The 19,240-nt window shown below is 48.6% G+C and carries 15 protein-coding genes; 2 read left to right on the forward strand and 13 right to left on the reverse strand.

What is annotated here, in order from left to right:
- Position 1 precedes the first annotated feature (1 nt).
- A complete protein-coding gene (locus FIU99_RS01170; protein ID WP_006963268.1) occupies positions 2 to 1,828 on the reverse strand; it encodes a DUF294 nucleotidyltransferase-like domain-containing protein in 1,827 nt (608 codons plus the stop codon).
- Between the two features lie 195 nt (positions 1,829 to 2,023).
- Here FIU99_RS01170 and FIU99_RS01175 point away from each other — a divergent pair, with 195 nt between their 5' ends.
- Together FIU99_RS01175 and FIU99_RS01180 are read left to right on the forward strand one after the other, a co-directional pair.
- Positions 2,024 to 3,199, forward strand: a complete 1,176-nt coding sequence (locus tag FIU99_RS01175; RefSeq protein ID WP_006963267.1) for a 3-phenylpropionate MFS transporter — start codon at positions 2,024 to 2,026, stop codon at positions 3,197 to 3,199.
- A gap of 113 nt (positions 3,200 to 3,312) precedes the next feature.
- Positions 3,313 to 6,741, forward strand: coding sequence for a NahK/ErcS family hybrid sensor histidine kinase/response regulator (locus tag FIU99_RS01180; protein WP_152471948.1), 3,429 nt, complete (start codon positions 3,313 to 3,315; stop codon positions 6,739 to 6,741).
- A gap of 101 nt (positions 6,742 to 6,842) precedes the next feature.
- Here the strand turns inward: FIU99_RS01180 and FIU99_RS01185 are convergent, their stop codons facing one another.
- The 12 genes from FIU99_RS01185 to arcA all read right to left on the reverse strand — a co-directional run bounded on the left by FIU99_RS01185 (position 6,843) and on the right by arcA (position 19,146).
- Positions 6,843 to 7,325, reverse strand: a complete 483-nt coding sequence (locus FIU99_RS01185; protein WP_006963265.1) for a hypothetical protein — start codon at positions 7,323 to 7,325, stop codon at positions 6,843 to 6,845.
- Between the two features lie 107 nt (positions 7,326 to 7,432).
- Positions 7,433 to 9,160, reverse strand: a complete 1,728-nt coding sequence (locus FIU99_RS01190) for a sodium:solute symporter family protein (protein WP_006963264.1) — start codon at positions 9,158 to 9,160, stop codon at positions 7,433 to 7,435.
- Between the two features lie 12 nt (positions 9,161 to 9,172).
- The gene (locus FIU99_RS01195) at positions 9,173 to 9,436 is read right to left on the reverse strand and encodes a DUF4212 domain-containing protein (protein ID WP_006963263.1); all 264 of its coding nucleotides are present in this window, start codon (positions 9,434 to 9,436) and stop codon (positions 9,173 to 9,175) included.
- A gap of 220 nt (positions 9,437 to 9,656) precedes the next feature.
- Positions 9,657 to 10,283: a MarC family protein gene (locus FIU99_RS01200; protein WP_006963262.1), complete on the reverse strand. Its 627-nt coding sequence runs from the start codon at positions 10,281 to 10,283 to the stop codon at positions 9,657 to 9,659.
- Positions 10,284 to 10,389: 106 nt separating this feature from the next.
- Complete coding sequence (locus tag FIU99_RS01205; protein WP_006963261.1) at positions 10,390 to 11,025, reverse strand: response regulator transcription factor; 636 nt, start codon at positions 11,023 to 11,025, stop codon at positions 10,390 to 10,392.
- A 177-nt stretch (positions 11,026 to 11,202) separates the two neighbouring features.
- A complete protein-coding gene (locus FIU99_RS01210; RefSeq protein ID WP_006963260.1) occupies positions 11,203 to 12,996 on the reverse strand; it encodes a protein-disulfide reductase DsbD in 1,794 nt (597 codons plus the stop codon).
- 149 nt (positions 12,997 to 13,145) lie between these two features.
- A complete protein-coding gene (locus tag FIU99_RS01215; RefSeq protein WP_006963259.1) occupies positions 13,146 to 13,634 on the reverse strand; it encodes an arginine repressor in 489 nt (162 codons plus the stop codon).
- Between the two features lie 286 nt (positions 13,635 to 13,920).
- Positions 13,921 to 14,385, reverse strand: a complete 465-nt coding sequence (pyrI, locus tag FIU99_RS01220; RefSeq protein ID WP_006963258.1) for an aspartate carbamoyltransferase regulatory subunit — start codon at positions 14,383 to 14,385, stop codon at positions 13,921 to 13,923.
- A 16-nt stretch (positions 14,386 to 14,401) separates the two neighbouring features.
- Positions 14,402 to 15,331 carry an aspartate carbamoyltransferase gene (gene pyrB / locus FIU99_RS01225; protein WP_006963257.1) on the reverse strand — a complete coding sequence of 310 codons (930 nt, stop codon included), beginning with the start codon at positions 15,329 to 15,331 and terminating at the stop codon, positions 14,402 to 14,404.
- A gap of 488 nt (positions 15,332 to 15,819) precedes the next feature.
- Complete coding sequence (locus FIU99_RS01230; protein WP_006963254.1) at positions 15,820 to 16,830, reverse strand: ornithine carbamoyltransferase; 1,011 nt, start codon at positions 16,828 to 16,830, stop codon at positions 15,820 to 15,822.
- Between the two features lie 124 nt (positions 16,831 to 16,954).
- Positions 16,955 to 17,866, reverse strand: coding sequence for a carbamate kinase (arcC, locus tag FIU99_RS01235; protein WP_006963253.1), 912 nt, complete (start codon positions 17,864 to 17,866; stop codon positions 16,955 to 16,957).
- Positions 17,867 to 17,925: 59 nt separating this feature from the next.
- A complete protein-coding gene (gene arcA / locus FIU99_RS01240) occupies positions 17,926 to 19,146 on the reverse strand; it encodes an arginine deiminase (protein ID WP_152471949.1) in 1,221 nt (406 codons plus the stop codon).
- Between the last annotated feature and the right edge of the window lie 94 nt (positions 19,147 to 19,240).

A 19,240-nucleotide genomic window follows, 5' to 3' on the forward strand; every position in this document is an offset into this window, starting at 1 on the left:
ATTAGTCCCGAATTTGATAGTGGTAGCCAAGGAACTGTTTGAATTTTTTGACCACATGCAGGCTGTGTCGCAGTAAGTCACGTTCCGTGCGTTCGAGCAGTTTGAGGTTGATGCGGTTGTGACTATGTTGATTCGCGACCTGTTGGCTAAGACGGAGTTTAAAGAACAGTTTCAATGCTTCATTGAGGTTGTCCGCGGTTTCTGGCTCTAAGATGCGCTTGTTACGCAACGCTTCAATCCGGTCAAAGGTGTTGTTTTCCTCTAAGCCATATTCCAGTGCTAGGGTACGAATCCCGTGAACGATTGGGAAGATACCGCCACTTTTCAGATCGACTCCTTGTTTATCCGATTTGACGTTGCCAAACAGAGTCAGTGGCAGAGAGAACTGCAAGGCGGGTCGAGTGAAGTCCTGTAGCGCCAGCATATTATTCAGCATCAGCCCTTTGAGGTGTTGTCGCACAGGAGTGAGTAAGGTCTTGTTGCCCGCGACCGCGTGGGCATCGGTGAAAATAGCCAGATCCATGACGTGCTCGGCAGAAGAAGGTTTAGACCAGCGTGTTAATGTTGTCTGCCAGTTACTCTGACTTTTTACCCATTTCGGATTGTTGACCATCACGTTACCCGGGCAAAGTGGGTAGCCTAGTTGTTGTAAAGTGTGGGTCAGTTGAGCCATAACTGTGTCGCACTGAGGCCAGTCCAATCCGTCTCTGATAATCAATGCATTGTCTTGGTCGGTTTTTAAGATCTGTTCCCCGCGCCCTTCTGAGCCTAAAACGATCAGACAGCAATGATCGTGAAGGGCAGGAGGAACAATCAGCTCAAACGCTTTTTCGATAATTTGCTCGTTGACTGCTGAAATCAGCTCCATGATAAAGCGTGTACGAATGCCGTTTCCTAGCAGGCTATCGACTAACTGACGCTGGCGATTGGATGCTAATGCCAGTTCTTCGATGCTGGAAGCGCGGGCTATGCTCAAGGTTAATACATGAGAATGGGTCGAAAAGGCACTGAGAATCTGGGTCATATCCAGCATACCGACTGCTTCTTTACCGTCCGCCACCATGACCCGTTTCAGACGCTGACGGGTCATCTTTATCATCGCGTTAAACAGAAAATCGCCATCGTCGACATGAACCACCGGAAAGGTAGCAATCGCGCTGATTTGAGTATCCAGCGGATGACCGTCAAGCATTACGGCATGCAGCATGTTGGTTCGGGTGACGATAGCGAAAGGCAGCTGATTTGGGTTGTTGGTCAAGCGTGGATCGTCATCATGGAGCCTGACCAAAGCGGCATCAATCCCATTTTGTTTTAAGACCTGAGTGACCTCATTAAGCGGTTGCTCAGGGTTAAGAATCATCGGAGGGTGATAGATATCACGGTCAACTTTAGTGAGAATAAACTCGGCCAGATTCTGTTGCTGCTGGGCAGCTTCAATCAACTGCTGTCGCTTGGCGAGATTGTTATCGAAATAGGCCGCAAACTGGCCATTTTCGTTGTATAGCTCAAGAAAGACCGCTTTAGGCAGCAGATACGTGAGTGTATCTTCCAGCGCGACGTAGTGGTGGCGGACTTTACCTTCAAACAGCGCGCGTACATCAAACAAGTCATCATTGGCGTAATGGGCGAATACTTCCTCTCCATTAGCACTGCGCTCCTCAACAGCGCCTTTAATCAGAATATGCAGGTGCTGGCTGTCCCCATCGGTTGCCAGCAAAACTTCTTTATCTCGGTAGTACGCCACATCCAGCGAAGCACGTAGCTTGTTCTGCTGTCTTTCGTCGAGACGATCAAACGGTGGAGAGTGCATGTTGAATTTATCTGGCATACCGGATCCGCGTGAGAAAAGAAACCATGTTTTAAGTGTGACAAGTTTCCTTTTAAGTGCCAGACGACTTTGGTCGAATTACTCTAATTTAGGATGGCTGTGCGGAAACAGATTGGTGAGTAATCTTCCCTTTTTATTCAGCAAGTAAGCAGAGATAATGCGGCATCCGCTCTCATATCGCATTCAGAGGTCAAAATGCTCAATCCGTCTCCCTATGGCTGGATATCTCAATACTTTGTCGGATTCTTTTTTGCCTATGGTGTCTATCTGCCATTCTGGGCGTTGTGGTTTGAGGAACAGGGTGTTTCAGCTACAGATATCGGCTTATTAGTTGGAATTGGTTTTGCGACTCGTTGTGTCGCCAATATGGTACTAACGCCGCGTATCCATATAGTTGAGCACCTGATGCCCGCGCTGCGCTGGTTGAGCATTGCAGCCCTAATTTTTATCGGTTTTCACTTCTTTACGGGCGGTAGTTTTTGGTTGATGGCAGGTGCAACTGTGCTGTTTAACCTTTGCTGCGGGCCGATTGTGCCGCTGTCTGATGCGATGGCGAACTACTATGCGCGGCTGAAGATGCTCGACTATGGGCGTGCTCGACTGTGGGGATCTGTGGCCTTTATTGCAGGTTCTACGGTGGTCGGCTATCTGGTGGCCAAATTCGGCACTGATATGATTTTGTATACCGCGCTAGCGGGGGTATTTTTTGCCATTTTAGTTGGGATGCGCAACACCAATCCGATGCCTGTCACGACGGAAGAAGAGCAGGCAGAAAGACCGAAACTGACCGAGCTACTAAAGGAGTCTTCCGTCTTGAAGTTCCTCGCTCTGGCGGCTTTGATTCAGGGCAGTCATGCCGCTTACTACAGTTTTAGCTCAATATACTGGAAAGAAGCCGGGCATTCTGAAGATATAATCGGCTATTTATGGAGCTTAGGCGTGGTGGCGGAAGTGGCAATTTTCGCCTTGAGTAAACGCCTGTTTGCCGGCTGGTCGCTACGTGCACTGTTTTTAGTCGCTGCTATTGGAGTCGTGGTTCGCTGGGGGTTGACCGCTTCGACCACGGTTCTGATTGGGCTTGTCTTAATCCAATTACTCCACGGTGTGACGTTTGCCGTCGCACACATTGCTGCTATTCAATACATCCAGCACTCGGAGCCAAGAAAAATGGTCGCCCTGCAAGCACTGTACAATGCGATTCCGCTCGGTGCATTCATCGCTCTGATGACCGCTTTGAGTGGTTGGGGGTATGAGAATTGGGGCGCGAACGTGTTTTGGGCGATGGCGGTGATGGGTATTCTGGCCCTGTTTATTCGTGTTGAACCAAAACGCGAACGTACCTCGGTTATCGACGTTAAAGCACAGAATTAAGCGGAACTGTTTGAGTTCGATTCGCTTCCTTAGTTAAATGAAACCTCTCCAGTATGGAGAGGTTTTTGTTTGTATAAACAAAGCTGCGGAATTCAATTCGATAAGGAAATCAGATGCAAGGCTGGCTAGTGATCACCGTATCACTGATGTACCTCGGACTCCTCTTTCTCATTGCTTGGTATGGCGATAAGCAGCATCGTTGGCTAGCTCGCTGGCGGCCGTGGATCTACAGTTTGTCGATTGCGGTCTACTGTACGTCGTGGACCTTCTATGGCACGGTGGGGCAGGCCAGTAACAATCCGTGGTCATTCCTCCCGATTTACATTGCACCTATCTTGGTGTTCACCCTTGGATGGCGAGTACTAGCTCGCTTGATCATTACCGCTAAGCGCGAACACATTACGTCGATTGCCGACTTTATCGCTGCTCGCTATGGTAAATCTCAAGGCTTAGCCGTCGCCGTCACTCTGATTGCCGTGGCGGGGATCTTGCCCTACATCGCCTTACAGCTGCGTGGTATTACCATGGGGTTGGAGATCGTCTCTCCGGAATTACCGGAAGCATTTAACGCTCGGGGCATGGATGTATCTTGGTTTGTGGTTGGTGCATTGGCGATATTTACCATGTTGTTCGGTACGCGCCACATCGACAACACAGAGCACCATCGTGGAATGATGATGGCGATCGCATTTGAGTCGATCGTCAAGCTGGTGGCATTCCTCGCCGTTGGGTGTTTCATCCTCTATCTGGCGCTCAATCGCAGCGACATTGAGCTGATGTCGATTGCCTCTGACACCTATCAATCACCAAACCTACCGACATTATTAATTCACACTGTGCTGACCATGATGGCGATTGTTTGTCTGCCGCGTCAGTTCCATACCATGGTAGTGGAAAACGAGCGCGCACAGGACTTGCATACGGCGCGCTGGTTATTCCCTGTTTATCTGGTGCTGATGGGCATCTTTGTTTTGCCTATTGCTTGGGTAGGGCAGGGGCTGCTGAGTAGTGCGAGCCCGGATACGTATGTGATCAGCTTACCGATGGCCGTAGGTGCTCAGGATATTGCTTTGCTGGCTTTTCTCGGTGGCACGTCTGCCGCTAGCGGAATGGTTATTGTCTCGACTATTGCGTTAGCCATCATGGTGTCGAACGATCTGGTGATGCCGCTGTTGCTGCGCCGGATGAAGCTTGCTCAGCGAAATCATCGCCACTTTTCAGGCTTATTACTGGTTATTCGACGTGGCTTAATTTTGCTGCTGTTACTTGGGGCATGGGGTTTCTATCAGGCATTAGGCAACATCCACTCTCTATCGGCAATTGGCTTTCTTTCATTTGCGGCTATTACTCAGTTTGCACCTGCTCTTCTGGGCGGAATGTACTGGCGAAATGGCAACCGAAAAGGTGTCTATGTTGGCCTCGCGTTTGGCTTTGGCTTGTGGCTTATTACCCTAATGAGTCAGACCGATATGCTGGCCGGCGATGCCAACAGTAATTTCCTTCTGTGGCTAGTGACACCGCCAGAGGCTTTACAGGCTGTAGGCATCAAAGGTTCTGACTGGGGAATTGTCCTCAGCGTGACGATCAACGCGCTGTGCTATGTAGTAGTTTCGTTAATGACGCGTTCAAGTCTGAGTGAGCGTTTGCAGTCGGCGTCTTTTGTCGGTACGCCAATGCCAGAAAGTGAGAACATCAGCCTCTACCAAAGCCGCGTGACGGTGGGAGAGCTGGAAATGCTAGCTGCGCGATTTGTTGGTCGACAAAGGGTGCGCATTGCGTTTGAGCAATACTGGGCCCAGCAACACGAAACTATGCTGCCAAATCAGCAAGCACCCGCCAGTTTAATCCGCCACACGGAACGGGTGTTGGCTGGCGTCTTTGGCGCCTCTTCAGCAAAGTTGGTCCTGACCTCTGCCCTACAAGGTCGCAACATGCAACTGGAAGAAGTCGCGACCATTGTCGATGAAGCCTCTGAGTTGTATGACTTTAGCCGCGGGCTTCTCCAAGGGGCGATTGAGCATATTGGCCAAGGCATTGCGGTGGTGGATAAGCAGCTTCGTCTGGTGGCATGGAACCAACGATATCTGGAACTGTTTGTATTTCCTCAAGGGTTGATTCAGGTAGGCAGGCCGATAGCGGATGTGATTCGTCACAATGCGGAGCAGGGGCTATGTGGCCCCGGTGACCCAGAAGACCATGTCCGTCGCCGTATCTATCACCTTGAACAAGGCACCCGTCATACTTCTTCACGAGTTCGGCCTGATGGTCGGGTTATTGAAGTGCAGGGCAATCCGATGCCCGGTGGCGGCTTTGTGATGAGTTTTACGGACATTACAGTGTTCCGTGATGCGGAACAGGCACTTAAGGATGCTAACGAAAGTTTGGAAGAGCGGGTTCATGAGCGGACTCAAGAGCTGGAGCAACTCAACAAACAGCTGGTCTCTGCCACTCAACGTTCCGAGCATGAATCTCAGTCGAAATCGCGCTTTCTTGCGGCGGTCAGTCATGATCTGATGCAGCCACTCAATGCCGCCCGCTTGTTTGCTTCATCACTGTCTGAGGTGGCGCAAGAAGAGGAAACCAAGCGTCTCTCCAAGCATATTGAAAGTGCTTTGGAGGCTGCTGAAGATCTGATTGGTGACTTGCTTGATATTTCTCGGTTGGAGTCTGGCAAGCTTGATATTAATGTGCATAGCTTTGCAATTAATGATGTTCTCTCCAATCTAAATGCTGAATTCAGTGCGTTGGCAAAACAGCAGGGGATAGAGTTTGAGATGGTGCCAAGCCAGCTGATTGTTCAATCTGACCCGAAACTACTGCGCAGGGTGGTGCAGAACTTCCTAACCAATGCTTTCCGTTACAATCCCAAAGGCAAGGTGGTGCTTGGGGTAAGACGGGTAGGTCAACAGGCGAGGATTGAAGTGTGGGATAACGGCACCGGTATCGATGAAGACAAACAGCAGGAAATTTTTGAAGAGTTTACCCGCGGCAGTCAGGTTCGTTCGGATCAGGGGCTTGGGCTTGGTTTAGCGATTTCGAAAGGCATCGCCCACGTGCTTGGTCATCAAATATCCATGCGTTCGTGGCCCGGTAAAGGCAGTGTATTCTCAATCACACTCCACCGCAGTGCAGAAGCTTTAGTGCAGCCGCAAGCTGCGCCTTCTGCTGCCGTCTCTGACCTCAGCCACCTTAATGTACTCTGTGTCGACAATGAGCCAGAAATCTTGGTCGGGATGGAAAACTTGCTTGCGCGTTGGGGATGTAACGTGCGCACGGCAACCGATATTGTCACTAGTCTGAAATGTCTAGACGAAGAGTGGCTGCCGGACGTGGTTCTCTCCGACTATCGTCTCGATAACGGCCGTACAGGGCTTGAAGTTCTCCAACAGTGTCGCCTGCGCTTGGGAGATAGCTTTGAAGGGGTGATCATCAGTGCTGATCGAACCAACGACATGATGGATGGCATTAAATCTAACGGATTTAGCTTTATTCCTAAGCCAGTTAAACCGCTCAAACTTAGAGCGATTCTGAATCGGGTCTAGGCTTACCAAGCATCCTGTCGCGCGTTTGAATATGACTCAGTGCGTTTAAACAAAAAGGGTTGACGCTTCACGTCAACCCTTTTAGCTATTCTAATTTCGGTTTACTCAGTAAACAGTGTTTCGTATTTCACGAATGCGGTTTGTGTTTCCCCATAATACAGCGTGCCGTCAGATTGAATCGCCACTCTCAACCAGCTGTCTGCTGATGTGGGTTTAGGTAACGTGATATACCAGTTTTGCCCTGCTTGATCGGCTGGTTCCATATTGATTGGTTGCGCGTTCTGCTCTTGGCTGTCGACCAAAGAAAGCTTAACGCCTTCGAGAGAATGGGCTGAATGAAGTGATAACTCAAGATTTTCATCAGTAAGCTTTTCTGAGCGGAACTTGACCTTAAAGTCTCCATTTTCCATATCGCACAAACCACTGGTGTAGCGGCAGTTTGATTTGCTGACCAGTTTGTAGCTCTGGCCTTCTTTGGCGGCATGGGGTTTTTCGCTGACTGCCATGTCAGTGCCGAAATAGGCAATAATGGACAGAATCGGTGCAATCAAAAGAGCGACAATAAAGTGCTTATTTTTGAACATCTTGGCTTCCTTGCGACAACATTTCGAAACTACGGTAACTGAATTAAGAGCAATAAAAAAGCCCCGGACGGGTCGTCCCGTGAGGGGCTTTAATAGTTAAGTGTAGATTAGTGATCTACCGCATCTCCAGCGCCTGCTGGAACACGAACGTGTTCGACCAAATCTTTCACTTCTTGTGGTGTTTCTGCCGTGACTCTCGATACCGCGAATGCAACTAGGAAGTTGAATAGCGCACCGATAGCACCGAAGGCATTAGGTTCGATACCTAGGAACCAGTTGCTGCCCCAGCTTTCTAGGTACTTCCAGTCAGCGATGAACAGGATGCCTTTGTGCTGGAATACGTAGAATAGAGTGATCGTGATACCTGCAATCATACCGGCAATCGCGCCTTCCTTGTTGATGTTCTTACTGAAAATACCCATCATCAAGGCTGGGAAGATGGACGATGCGGCCAGACCGAAGGCCAGTGCCACCGTACCTGCTGCAAAGCCAGGAGGATTTAACCCCAGATAACCGGCGACAGCAATTGCGACCGCCATGGATATCCGGCTCGCCAGTAGCTCTTTCTTCTCAGAGATATTCGGATTTATCACACCTTTGATTAAGTCATGAGATATTGCCGACGATATCGCAAGTAGCAGGCCAGCAGCGGTAGATAGAGCAGCGGCTAAACCACCCGCGGCAACCAGTGCAATAACCCAGTTAGGTAGCTTGGCAATTTCTGGGTTAGCCAATACCATGATGTCACGGTCGACTTTCAGCTCGTTGGTTTCAGCATTTGATGTGTACTGGATGTTGCCATCACCGTTCTTGTCATCAAAGCCAAGTAGGCCAGTTTTTTCCCAGTTTTTGAACCAGTCAGGGCGTTCATCGTAAGCAAGATTTTGACCCGGAGCCGGGTTAACCGTATCCATTAGGTTTAGACGTGCCATTGCAGATACCGCAGGTGCAGTCGTGTATAGAATCGCGATAAAGACTAGCGCCCAGCCTGCTGAAGTACGTGCATCACGTACTTTCGGTACCGTGAAGAAACGGATGATAACGTGCGGTAGACCCGCAGTACCAATCATCAGAGACATGGTGTAGACGAACATGTTCAAGGTATCGCCACGTACTTGGGTGGTATATTCACTGAAGCCGAGTTCGGTGACCACCTGATCAAGCCGATCGAGTAGATAGACATCCGTTCCGGCCATGGTACTGCCGAGACCGATTTGTGGAATTGGGTTACCCGTTAGTTGGAGCGAGATAAAGATAGCTGGAATAGTGTACGCAAGAATAAGTACACAGTACTGAGCAATCTGCGTGTAGGTAATGCCTTTCATGCCGCCCATTACTGCGTACATGAATACAATACACATACCGATCAGTAGACCTGTTGAGTAGTCCACTTCAAGGAATCGACCGAAGGCAACACCAACCCCTTTCATCTGACCGATTACGTAAGTCACTGACGCGATAATCAGACACACAACCGCAACAATACGTGCACCATTGGAGTAGAAACGCTCACCAACGAACTCAGGTACCGTGAACTTACCAAATTTGCGTAGGTAAGGCGCTAAAAGCAGAGCGAGTAGTACATAGCCGCCTGTCCAGCCCATCAGGAATACAGAACCACCGTAGCCCATGAAAGCGATAAGGCCTGCCATTGAAATGAAGGAAGCAGCAGACATCCAGTCTGCGGCGGTTGCCATGCCGTTGGCGATCGGGTTAACCCCGCCCCCTGCAACATAGAACTCTTTAGTTGATCCCGCGCGTGCCCAAATTGCGATACCGATATAAAGGATAAAGGTGGCACCTACAACGAGATAAGTGATTGTTTTCAAATCCATCTGAACTGCTCCTTACTCGTCCACATCAAATTCGCGATCGATTTGGCGCATTTTCCACGCGTAGTAGAAAATAATGCCTAGAAAGGTATAGATGGAACCTTGTTGTGCAAACCAGAAGCCCAGTTTGTAACCACCTATCTGAAATTGGTTAAGCTCGTCGACAAATAGAATGCCGCAGCCAAAAGAAACGACAAACCATATAACCATTAAGCTAATCATCAGTTTTACGTTTTTGTCCCAGTAGGCTTTGGCTCGTTCCTGACTTTCAAACGCCATTGCCGCCTCCTTACGATTGGTTTCGTTGTTAAATAAATGTTTCACCATCTACATTAGCAAGGTGCTGACAAGAACTCTTTGCAACTTTAGTCGCGAGAGAAAAAACAAAAAGCACCTAAAAATCAGGTGCTTAATATTTGAATGATAGATTTTTGTGATGTTAATGTGGTGTTAAATTAGCCTAAGGTCTAATGATGTGTTGATGACTTTATAAAATAATTCAACCAAGGTAGAAGTCTTTGATGCCCAATAACAGGTTGTTTAAAGCCACTGCTGCAAGGATCAACCCCATGACTCGGCTGATGATCGCAGCGCCGACATTGCCAATCCATTTCTGGATATGTGTCGCGCCAAGCAGCAGGAGTAAGGTGATCAACAGAACACTCACCATCACCGCGGCAGTAATGCCTTGGTCGACCAAGGAATAACGGTGGTTGTCGGTCAGCATCACGATCGCCATCATTGCGCCGGGAGAGGCAATTGAAGGGATCGCGAGTGGGTAGACGGCTAAGTCAGCCAGATCGGAGTGGCTGACTTCTTCAGAAAGCTTAGTTTCCTGTTCAGGCTTAGATTCACCAAAAATCATTGTTAGAGCGAACAGCAAGAGTACTAAGCCACCAGCTGCCTGAAACGCAGGTAGAGGAATCTGCATTGCATCCAGCAGCAGCTGACCGGCAATGAGGAAGAACAGAAGTACGCCTGTTGAAATACCTACCGCTTTGAGCGCCACTAAACGGCGTTGCTTGGCAGTAAGGTGTTGAGTTTGGGATAGATAGACCGGAACTGAACCAATCGGATCGATGACGGCCCAGAGAACGACAAATTGAGTGATCAATACGCTAAGCAATGATTTGACTCCCAGAGTTAGTGAAACAGAGGGATGAATAAGTCGATCAGATGACCGACTTGACTATCTTAGCAGATAAATGATCGAGATAGGGTGAAAAAGAAAATTAAGATTCAGATTCTAGCTGCTGAAGTAAAATCACAGCCTGAGTACGGTTTTTAACACCTAACTTTCTAAAGATCGCAGTCATGTGGGCTTTTATCGTTGCTTCAGAAACATTTAACTCATAGGCAATTTGCTTGTTTAGCAGACCATCAGATAACATTCCGAGTACTTTGTATTGCTGTGGCGTTAAAGTGGCAATTTTCTCTGCTAAGTCATTACAAGCTGCGTTGTTGGTGATGGAGCCTTCTGGGAAGAAAGGTTCGCCGCTCAAGACCTGATTCAATGCACTGACCAATTCTCGCATGTCACTCGACTTAGGGATAAAACCAAACGCACCGTGGCTCTTGACCTGAGTGACTACGGAAGGTTCTTCACTGGCCGACACGACCACAATGGGCATGTCCGGGTACTCTGCCCGTAGCTGAATCAGCCCAGACATCCCGTTGGCGCCAGGCATTTTTAAATCAAGCAGCAGAAGGTCGGGTTCGTCTTCTTTGGCAAGAACTGCCAGAAGCGCATCGAGGGAGTCCGCTTCCAATAAATTGGCACCACTAACCGCCATGTGCACAGATTGAAACAGTGCATTACGAAATAAAGGGTGATCGTCGGCGATGATAATGGTGTAGGTCGAGTCCATGACGTTAACTGCTATTGAAAGTTTGCTTACAGGAATTATTGTCACCTTTGAGAGTATGGACAATATCCATACCCTAAAAGTCTGAACTGTATCGGGTTTTATCGCCAAATTGCATATAAATAAACAAGATACAAAAACGCCAGTCGTTAGACTGGCGTGAAGTTAATCCGCTGGTGCTTACAGGCTGTGGGCGTTGATGTGTTGTAAAAACGGCTCTGCCTGCATAAATCCGGTTACTCTGGCGTTGGAGACATGTTGGCCGCTGGCGTCCCAGAACTCTATTGTTGGCAGGCCAAGTACATTCATCTCTTTTAGCAGTGCGATGTCTTGCGGCAGGTTCTTGGTGACATCGGCCTGTAACAGCACAAAATTACGTAGCTTTGCTTCTACATCAGGCTTGTGGAAGGTGTACTTTTCGAACTCTTTACACGCCACACACCAGTCAGCATAGAAGTCGAGCATCACAGGCTTGCCTGCCAGCTTAGCTTGTTCCAACTGGCTGTTGAGGTCATCCACAGTGCTAATGCGTGTAAATTGAATACTAGGCTGCGCTTGTTCTGTATGACCACCAAACCAATAGTTGAGTGCGGGTTGCGCTGAAGCGAATAAGCCAAGAACCGCAATGATACCGACTGCACTTTGTTTCCAGCCGCCAAATGGCAGTGAGTTTTTAACATGGTATAGCCAGCCAAAAGCGGCTAGACCAAGTGCGGACCACAACCCGGTTGCCCAAGTTTCTGGCAGGATACGTTCAAGTAAGAAGATTGGCGCAGCAAGCAGAATAAAGCCAAACAGGGTTTTTACTCTGTCCATCCAGTTACCGGCTTTTGGCAGCAGTTTGTTGCCAAATACCGCAACCAGCATTAGCGGGATGCCCATACCTAAAGCGAGAGCGTACAGTGCGACGCCGCCCGTGAGTAAGTCACCGCTTTGTGCGACGTAGAGCAGTGCGCCTGAAAGCGGCGCTGTGGTGCAAGGGGAGCAGACTAATCCAGAAATTGCACCCATGGCAAACACGCCCAGCGAGCTGCCGCCTTGCTGTTTGTTACTTAGGTTATTGAGCCAAGTCTGCACTGCACTTGGCAGCTGAATGGTGTAGGCACCAAACATCGACAGCGCTAGGGCAACAAACATGACGCTTAAACCAATCAGGACATAAGGGTGTTGCATGGCGGCCTGAAACTGCATACCCGCCGAGGCGACAACCAATCCCAATAAGGTGTAGGTGAGTGCCATCCCTTGAACGTAAATAAACGCCAGGCCTAATGCTCGGCCGTGACTCAGTTTGCCGCTGCCAAGCACAATACTGGTCAAAATCGGATACATCGGCAGTACGCATGGCGTAAACGCAAGGCCAACACCCAGTGCTAAAAACAGTAAGGGGGTCCACCAGCTATCACTTAGGCTGGACGCTAGGCTCGACTCCTGAGAAACCGGCTGTGACGGTTTGACTGGAGTGTCAGTTGGGGCAGAAGAACTTGCGCTGCCAGATGGCGCTGATTGGTCACCAGCGCTGGATTGGAAGCTGGTTAAGTCAACCACGCGAGTCTCTGGTGGGTAGCAAAAGCCAGCTTTTGCACAGCCCTGATACTGGACAATCAGACGGGCGCCATCCTGATAATCGGCCAAAGGCACTTCGACAAACAGAGGTGTGGTATAGATGTTGACCTCACCGAAAAACTCGTCTTTGTAGGGCTGGCCGTCTTCCATTTTCAGCTCGCCTACCGTGACATTTTCGCCGCTGACCGATAAACGGTGTTGGTAGAGGTAGTAATCCTGTTTGACTTGCCAGTCGAGGAAAACCCGATCGCCTTGTTGGTAGGCGTTAAACGGGAAAGCTTGATCGACAGGGACAAAAGTATTGCTCTGATTTCCGAAGCTAGGCGCAGAGTTAGACTGCTCGAAAAGCGCCATAGCAGGGGCAGAAGCTACAGTCAGACATAATAAAATCAGTGAAAAGACGGCACGCATAGAAAAGTCACTTGAGTTAAATTTTCATCATTTTAACTCAATCAGACAGGGGAAAGGGGGAATAAGTTTCATACTCCGACAAATATCGCCAATTCAAAAGCTTAAGTCAGGCCGATACCTGACTTAAGTTGAGATGATGTAGGCAAGACTTAAGCCACACCGAGTCGAGCGCGAACCACTCGTTCGCAGGCATCAATATGATCGGTGTCTTTTGGTATCACGAGGACGGTGTCGTTGCCACCTACTGTACCGAGGATTTCGGTGTGTGGGTCGATGTCGACCAATCGTGCGACAAGCTGGGCACTGCCTGGGTGAGTTTTAACCACCACCATCGCCTGATTATGGGTAATGAATTCAATCTGCGAGGAAATCGATGACTCAACACGCACAGGTGCGGTTTCAACGGTAATGCAATACACCTTTTTACCACAGGCATTCTGGACCTTAACTACCCCAAGCTGAGACAGCAGACGCGAGACCGTAGACTGGCTGATACCTTCAAAGCCAATATCAACCAGTGCTTCGCGCAACTCATTCTGAGTGGTAAAGCTCTGCTGTTGAAGCAGGCGTTTACAGGCTGCGGTCAGGGTTTTGTCTTCAGTGTAATCCACCGAAGCGAGATTTAGAGTTTCACTCATGCGAACTCCTTAAAACATGACGTAGAGATAACTCTTCCTTGCGACCTTCGGCACTTCATTCCCTAGTAGTGCCTTCAGACATTGAGCGGTCACTTCTGTGGTGACTTAAAGATTTGATTCGGGAGTATTTTAACACCAAACAAAGTGTGGCTTTTTGAAAGGGATCACCAATTAAAAACTATTAATTGGTGATTTTATTGGTTGATAATTCTGTGGTGTGTGGATATTTATTCTCAAATGGGAATAAATATCCACAGCACTTTTAAATAGCGTTTGTCAGAGCTGATTAGCGCACTTCTGCCATGATTTCGCGTGAGAATACTTTTTCACAGTAGTGGCATTTGAGCTGAACGTGACTCTGCTTTTGCAGCACTTTAAAGTGGCTTTCGACAGGTTCACCGTGCGAAATACAATTGCTGTTCGGACACTCAAAGACGCTATGAATATGTTCTGGGAGCGCTAAGGTCAGCTTGTTGACCACCTGATATTCCTCAATCTGGTTTACGGTGGCTTTCGGCGCATACAGAGCCAATTGGTTGGCCTGCTCTTTGGTCAAATAGACATTTTCAATCTTGATGAGGTCTTTCTCGCCGAGCGCCGAAGAAGGTAAGTTGAGACCAATGGTGATGCGTTGATTGGTCTTGTGCATTTTAAAAAGTTTGAGCACTTTAATGCCGACGTTAGCAGGAATATGGTCAATCACGCTGCCGTTACGAATGGCTTCTACTTGTAGTTGAGTTTCTTTCACCATGATAATTCTCCTGCAATTAAAGGGTTTCACTAAGAACAAGGGCAAGTAAGGCTTCACGGGCATAGACACCGTTTTCGGCCTGCTCAAAGTAGTAAGCGTGTGGCGTTTTATCGACGTCTGTTGTGATTTCATCGACTCGTGGTAACGGGTGAAGTACCTTCAGGTTTTCACGTGCCTCTTTCAGCGTATCGGCGGTGAGAATGAACGCTGACTTAATGTGAGCGTATTCGGACTCGTCAAAGCGCTCTTTCTGTACGCGCGTCATATACAAGACATCAAGCTCCGGTACGACGTCTTCGATGTTGTTGTGCATACTGAATTTGATGCCTGCCTCTTCGAGTTCTTCACAGATGTAATCGGGCATCGCCAACGCTTCAGGAGCGATAAAGAAGAAGCGAACGTTGTTGAACTTCGCCAGTGCCTGAGTCAGAGAGTGGACAGTACGACCGTATTTAAGGTCACCCACAAACGCGACATTGAGGTTGTCGAGCGTGCCTTGGGTTTCGTAGATAGAAAACAAATCCAGCAGAGTCTGAGTTGGATGCTGATTCGCGCCATCACCCCCGTTGACCACAGGTACGCCATTGGAAAATTCGGACGCTAAACGTGCTGCGCCTTCTTGTGGATGGCGCATCACAAAGGCGTCGACATAAGAAGCAATCACCTGAACTGAGTCGGCCAGTGTCTCCCCCTTTTTCGCCAGTGACGTGTTGCCACCATTGTCGAAGCCAATGATTGTGCCACCGAGGCGCTGCACAGCCGTTTCAAATGACAGCCTGGTGCGAGTGGAAGGTTCAAAGAAGCAGCTGGCCACTACTTTGTTTTTTAGCAGTGTCGGGTTTGGCTCGGCTTTTAGCCTAGCCGCGGTGTCGACGATAAGCTCTAGCTCGCTGCGGCTGAGCTCAGGAATGGAGATAATGTGCTTGTTAAATAACGAATGCGCCATAGCAGTGTTTCCTCGTCTCAATGGGTGAGTTTGTCCAACCCTTGTAGATTGCTAATCCATGGGTTGATGTAAATTTCAGACAAAAAAAAGCCTCCTAAATAGGAGGCTTGAAAAGGATCGACAGAATAAAATGAAACCACACATGCTCCTGAGTCAGGGCATAAGTTAAGCCAACATTGAGTGGTTGCTGACAGGTTCATTTTGATCCTCCGAAGACAAATTGCGGAGGATTATACGGACAAAAAAAGCCAACGCAAGCGTTTGCGTAAAGTATTCATAAATTGGATTTTTATGCGTATTTCGCCTATTTTAGCGACACGTTTGCAGCGGTTGTGCTGTCTTGCATTGAGAACGATGATGAATCCTTAAGTGTGAAAAAAAATGCGGGCTTTATTCAGCATGTTTTTGATACATGATGAACGCCACCCGCATTTCCCTGCAAACAATACTCAGTCTAATTTGAGTATGATTACTTTTAATCGATGATATTAGTCACCTAGTGTAGCTACCATCACCGCTTTGATGGTGTGCATACGGTTTTCAGCTTCGTCGAACACAATAGAGTAGTCAGATTCAACCACCTCATCAGTCACTTCACAGCCGTTTTTAAGCATTGGGTATTCTTCAGCAAGCTGTTTACCGACCGTGGTATCTTCGCCGTGGAAGGCAGGTAGGCAGTGCATGAATTTCACATGAGGATTACCTGTTGCTTTGATCATTTCCATGTTGACTTGGTAAGGCAGCATGAGGTTGATACGCTCTGCCCATGCTTCTTTTGCTTCGCCCATCGATACCCACACATCCGTGTACAGGTAGTCACAACCTTGAACGCCTTCTTGAACATCTTCAGTCAGTGTAATTTTCGCACCGGTTGTTTCAGCAATCTCACGGCACTGTGCGACAAGTGCTTCTTCTGGCCAGAACTGCTTAGGCGCGACGAGACGAATATCCATGCCCATCTTAGCGGCGCCAACCATCAGAGAGTTGCCCATGTTGTTGCGCGCATCACCTAGGTAGGCAAACTTCATTTCGTGTAGCTGTTTGCCACGGCCATGTTCCATCATAGTTAGGAAGTCAGCGAGAATTTGCGTCGGGTGGAACTCATCGGTCAGGCCATTCCATACCGGTACACCGGCGTAAGCGCCCAGCTCTTCGACAATTTCCTGACCAAATCCGCGGTACTCGATGCCATCGTACATGCGGCCTAAAACACGAGCGGTATCTTTCATCGATTCTTTGTGACCAATCTGAGAGCCTGTTGGGCCTAAGTAAGAAACTTGAGCGCCTTGGTCAAAAGCCGCAACTTCAAAGGCACAACGGGTACGAGTCGACGTTTTCTCGAAGATCAGAGCGATGTTTTTACCTTTCAGACGAGGCTGCTCATAGCCGTTGTATTTCGCTTTTTTCAACTCCACGGATAGGTCCAACATGTGTTGAATTTCACGCGGAGTAAAGTCTAATAATTTTAGGAAGTTACGGTTGCGTAGGTTGAAAGCCATGATGTTTTCCTTCTTATCGATGTGCACTTTCTCGTTGCAGGGAAAGAGGTAAGAAAGTGCAGTAATGAATTTGAGTGATTGTTTGTTTCATCTCAGCCCTGACTCAAGTCAGGACTGCTGGTAATTAGCCTTTGGTGATATTGGTGCCTGCCGTGCCCTGAAGAATGCGTAAACCATCTTCCAGTGAGCCGATACCGACCACTTTGCCACCTTGCTTGACGAACTCGCATGACGCTTCGATTTTTGGCCCCATTGAGCCGGCGTCAAACTGGTACTGTGCTAATTCGGTTGGGTTCGTGCTGCGCAGCGCATGTTGAGTAGGCTTGCCCCAATCGAGGTAAACCGCATCTGCGTCAGTGAGGATAAGCAAAGCGTCAGCATTTAGCTGCTTAGCCAGGAATGCTGCGGACATGTCCTTATCAATCACAGCTTCAACACCAACCAGTTTGCCATTCTCTTTTTTGACTGGGATGCCGCCACCACCAGTACAAATCACTAAGTGACCTTCGTCGATGAGCTTGGTGATCGCGTCGTGCTCGATGATGCCTGTTGGTTGTGGGCTAGGTACGACGCGGCGGAAGTGCTGACCATCTGGTTTGATGGTCCAGTGGTATTTCTCAGCCAGTTCACGAGCCTCGGCTTCTTCATAAATTGGGCCGATGGGTTTGGTTGGATCGGCAAATGCAGGGTCATTAGGGTCCACTGTCATCTGCGTTAACATGCAAGTGGCATTGACGTTTGGCATTTGGTTTTTGAACTCTTGCATTAGCATGTAACCAATCATGCCTTGCGTTTCACTGCCCAGAACATCCAGTGGGTATGGTGCTACTTTCTTGTATTCCAAACCTTGTAATGCCAACAAGCCAACCTGTGGGCCATTACCGTGTACCAGTACGACGTTGTATTCCTGAGCAATTTCCGAAATGGTTTTGACGGCAATTTCGATGTTCTGACGTTGTACTTCGGCTTCCAATGGCTCACCGCGGCGAAGTAGGGCGTTTCCACCAAGTGCGACAACTACAGTTTGTTTTGTCATTGCTTTAATCTCTCTGCTGAGGGCGAGAGCTAAGTCGCTCTCGCCAACTTATCCGTTACTTAAATACCATCACGTTCGATTGGGCAGCTCATGCAGCGCGCGCCGCCACGGCCACGACCCAGCTCATCGCCCGGAATAGGCAATACTGTGATGCCCGCTTTGTCGTACTTCTCGTTGGTGTAGGTATTGCCTTCGTATCCGATCACGACGCCAGGCTTAACGGTGAGAACGTTGTTAGCGTCGTTCCACTGTTCACGTTCCGCGTTGAAGTTGTCACCGCCAGTGGTGATAAGGTTGAGTTGGTCGACACCAAGAGCTTTCTCGATAGCCATCACGAAGTAACCTTCTTCTTTGACGTTCACAGCGCCAGACGCATCACCAGTCAGGCTCCAGCACTTCACATCTTTGCGCATCACTTCTGGGTAAACAGAGAAGGTATCTTCACGCATATGAGTCATGACGGTGTCTAAGTGCATGCATGAACGATGTTTTGGCAGCTCCATCGCAATCACTTGTTTAGCTTGACCATGTTTGAACAAGCCAGAAGCAAGATGCTCAACACCTTGAGCGGTTGTGCGCTCTGACATACCAATCAGCACGGCGTCTTTACCAATGACTAAGACATCGCCGCCTTCAATGGTGGAGTTGTCGTAGATTTTCTCTTCATCACCGAAGTATTTGATGAAGTCCTGACCAGCAAAGCTTGGGTGCCAGCGGTAGATAGCACGAACGTGGTTGGTTTCACGTTGACGGGCTGGTTTCGCCATTGGGTTGATAGAGACACCGCCATAGACCCAGCAAGAAGTGTCGCGGGTAAATAGGTGGTTTGGTAATGGCTCAATGATGAAATCTGTTGGTGCATGAAGCCCCTGCATCATAGATGAGGATTTCATCGGCATTTCAGCATAAGAAAGACCACCGGTAAGAATCTTAGCCAGCTCAACATTGGGTAAGTCACCTAAGTAGCAACGAACGTCATTGGCAAAAGTTTTACCTAAACGGTAATCCGATACCTGACGACTTAGCAGCCAGTCTTTGGCTTCTGCTACCGCCAGCGTGTCTGCAAGTAAGTCAGTAAGCAGTAACACTTCCACACCTTGGTCGCGCAGAGTTTGGGTGAACACATCGTGCTCTTTACCTGCACGCTCGACGGCAAGTACGTCATCAAATAGCAGATCGTGGCAGTTGGAAGGCGTCAGGTGAGTCAGTGCTCGTCTTGGGCGATGCACCAGAACGCGACGTAATTGACCGATTTCAGAACCTACGTATAACTTACTCATGATCGTATCTCTCTTATATTTTTAATTAGTTTTAAAACTTAAAAAACTAATATTTAATTTGTAGGGAATAGAAGAGCGAATTTATTTATTCACT

This window comes from Vibrio sp. THAF64, from assembly GCF_009363455.1.
Lineage (GTDB): Bacteria > Pseudomonadota > Gammaproteobacteria > Enterobacterales > Vibrionaceae > Vibrio > Vibrio coralliilyticus.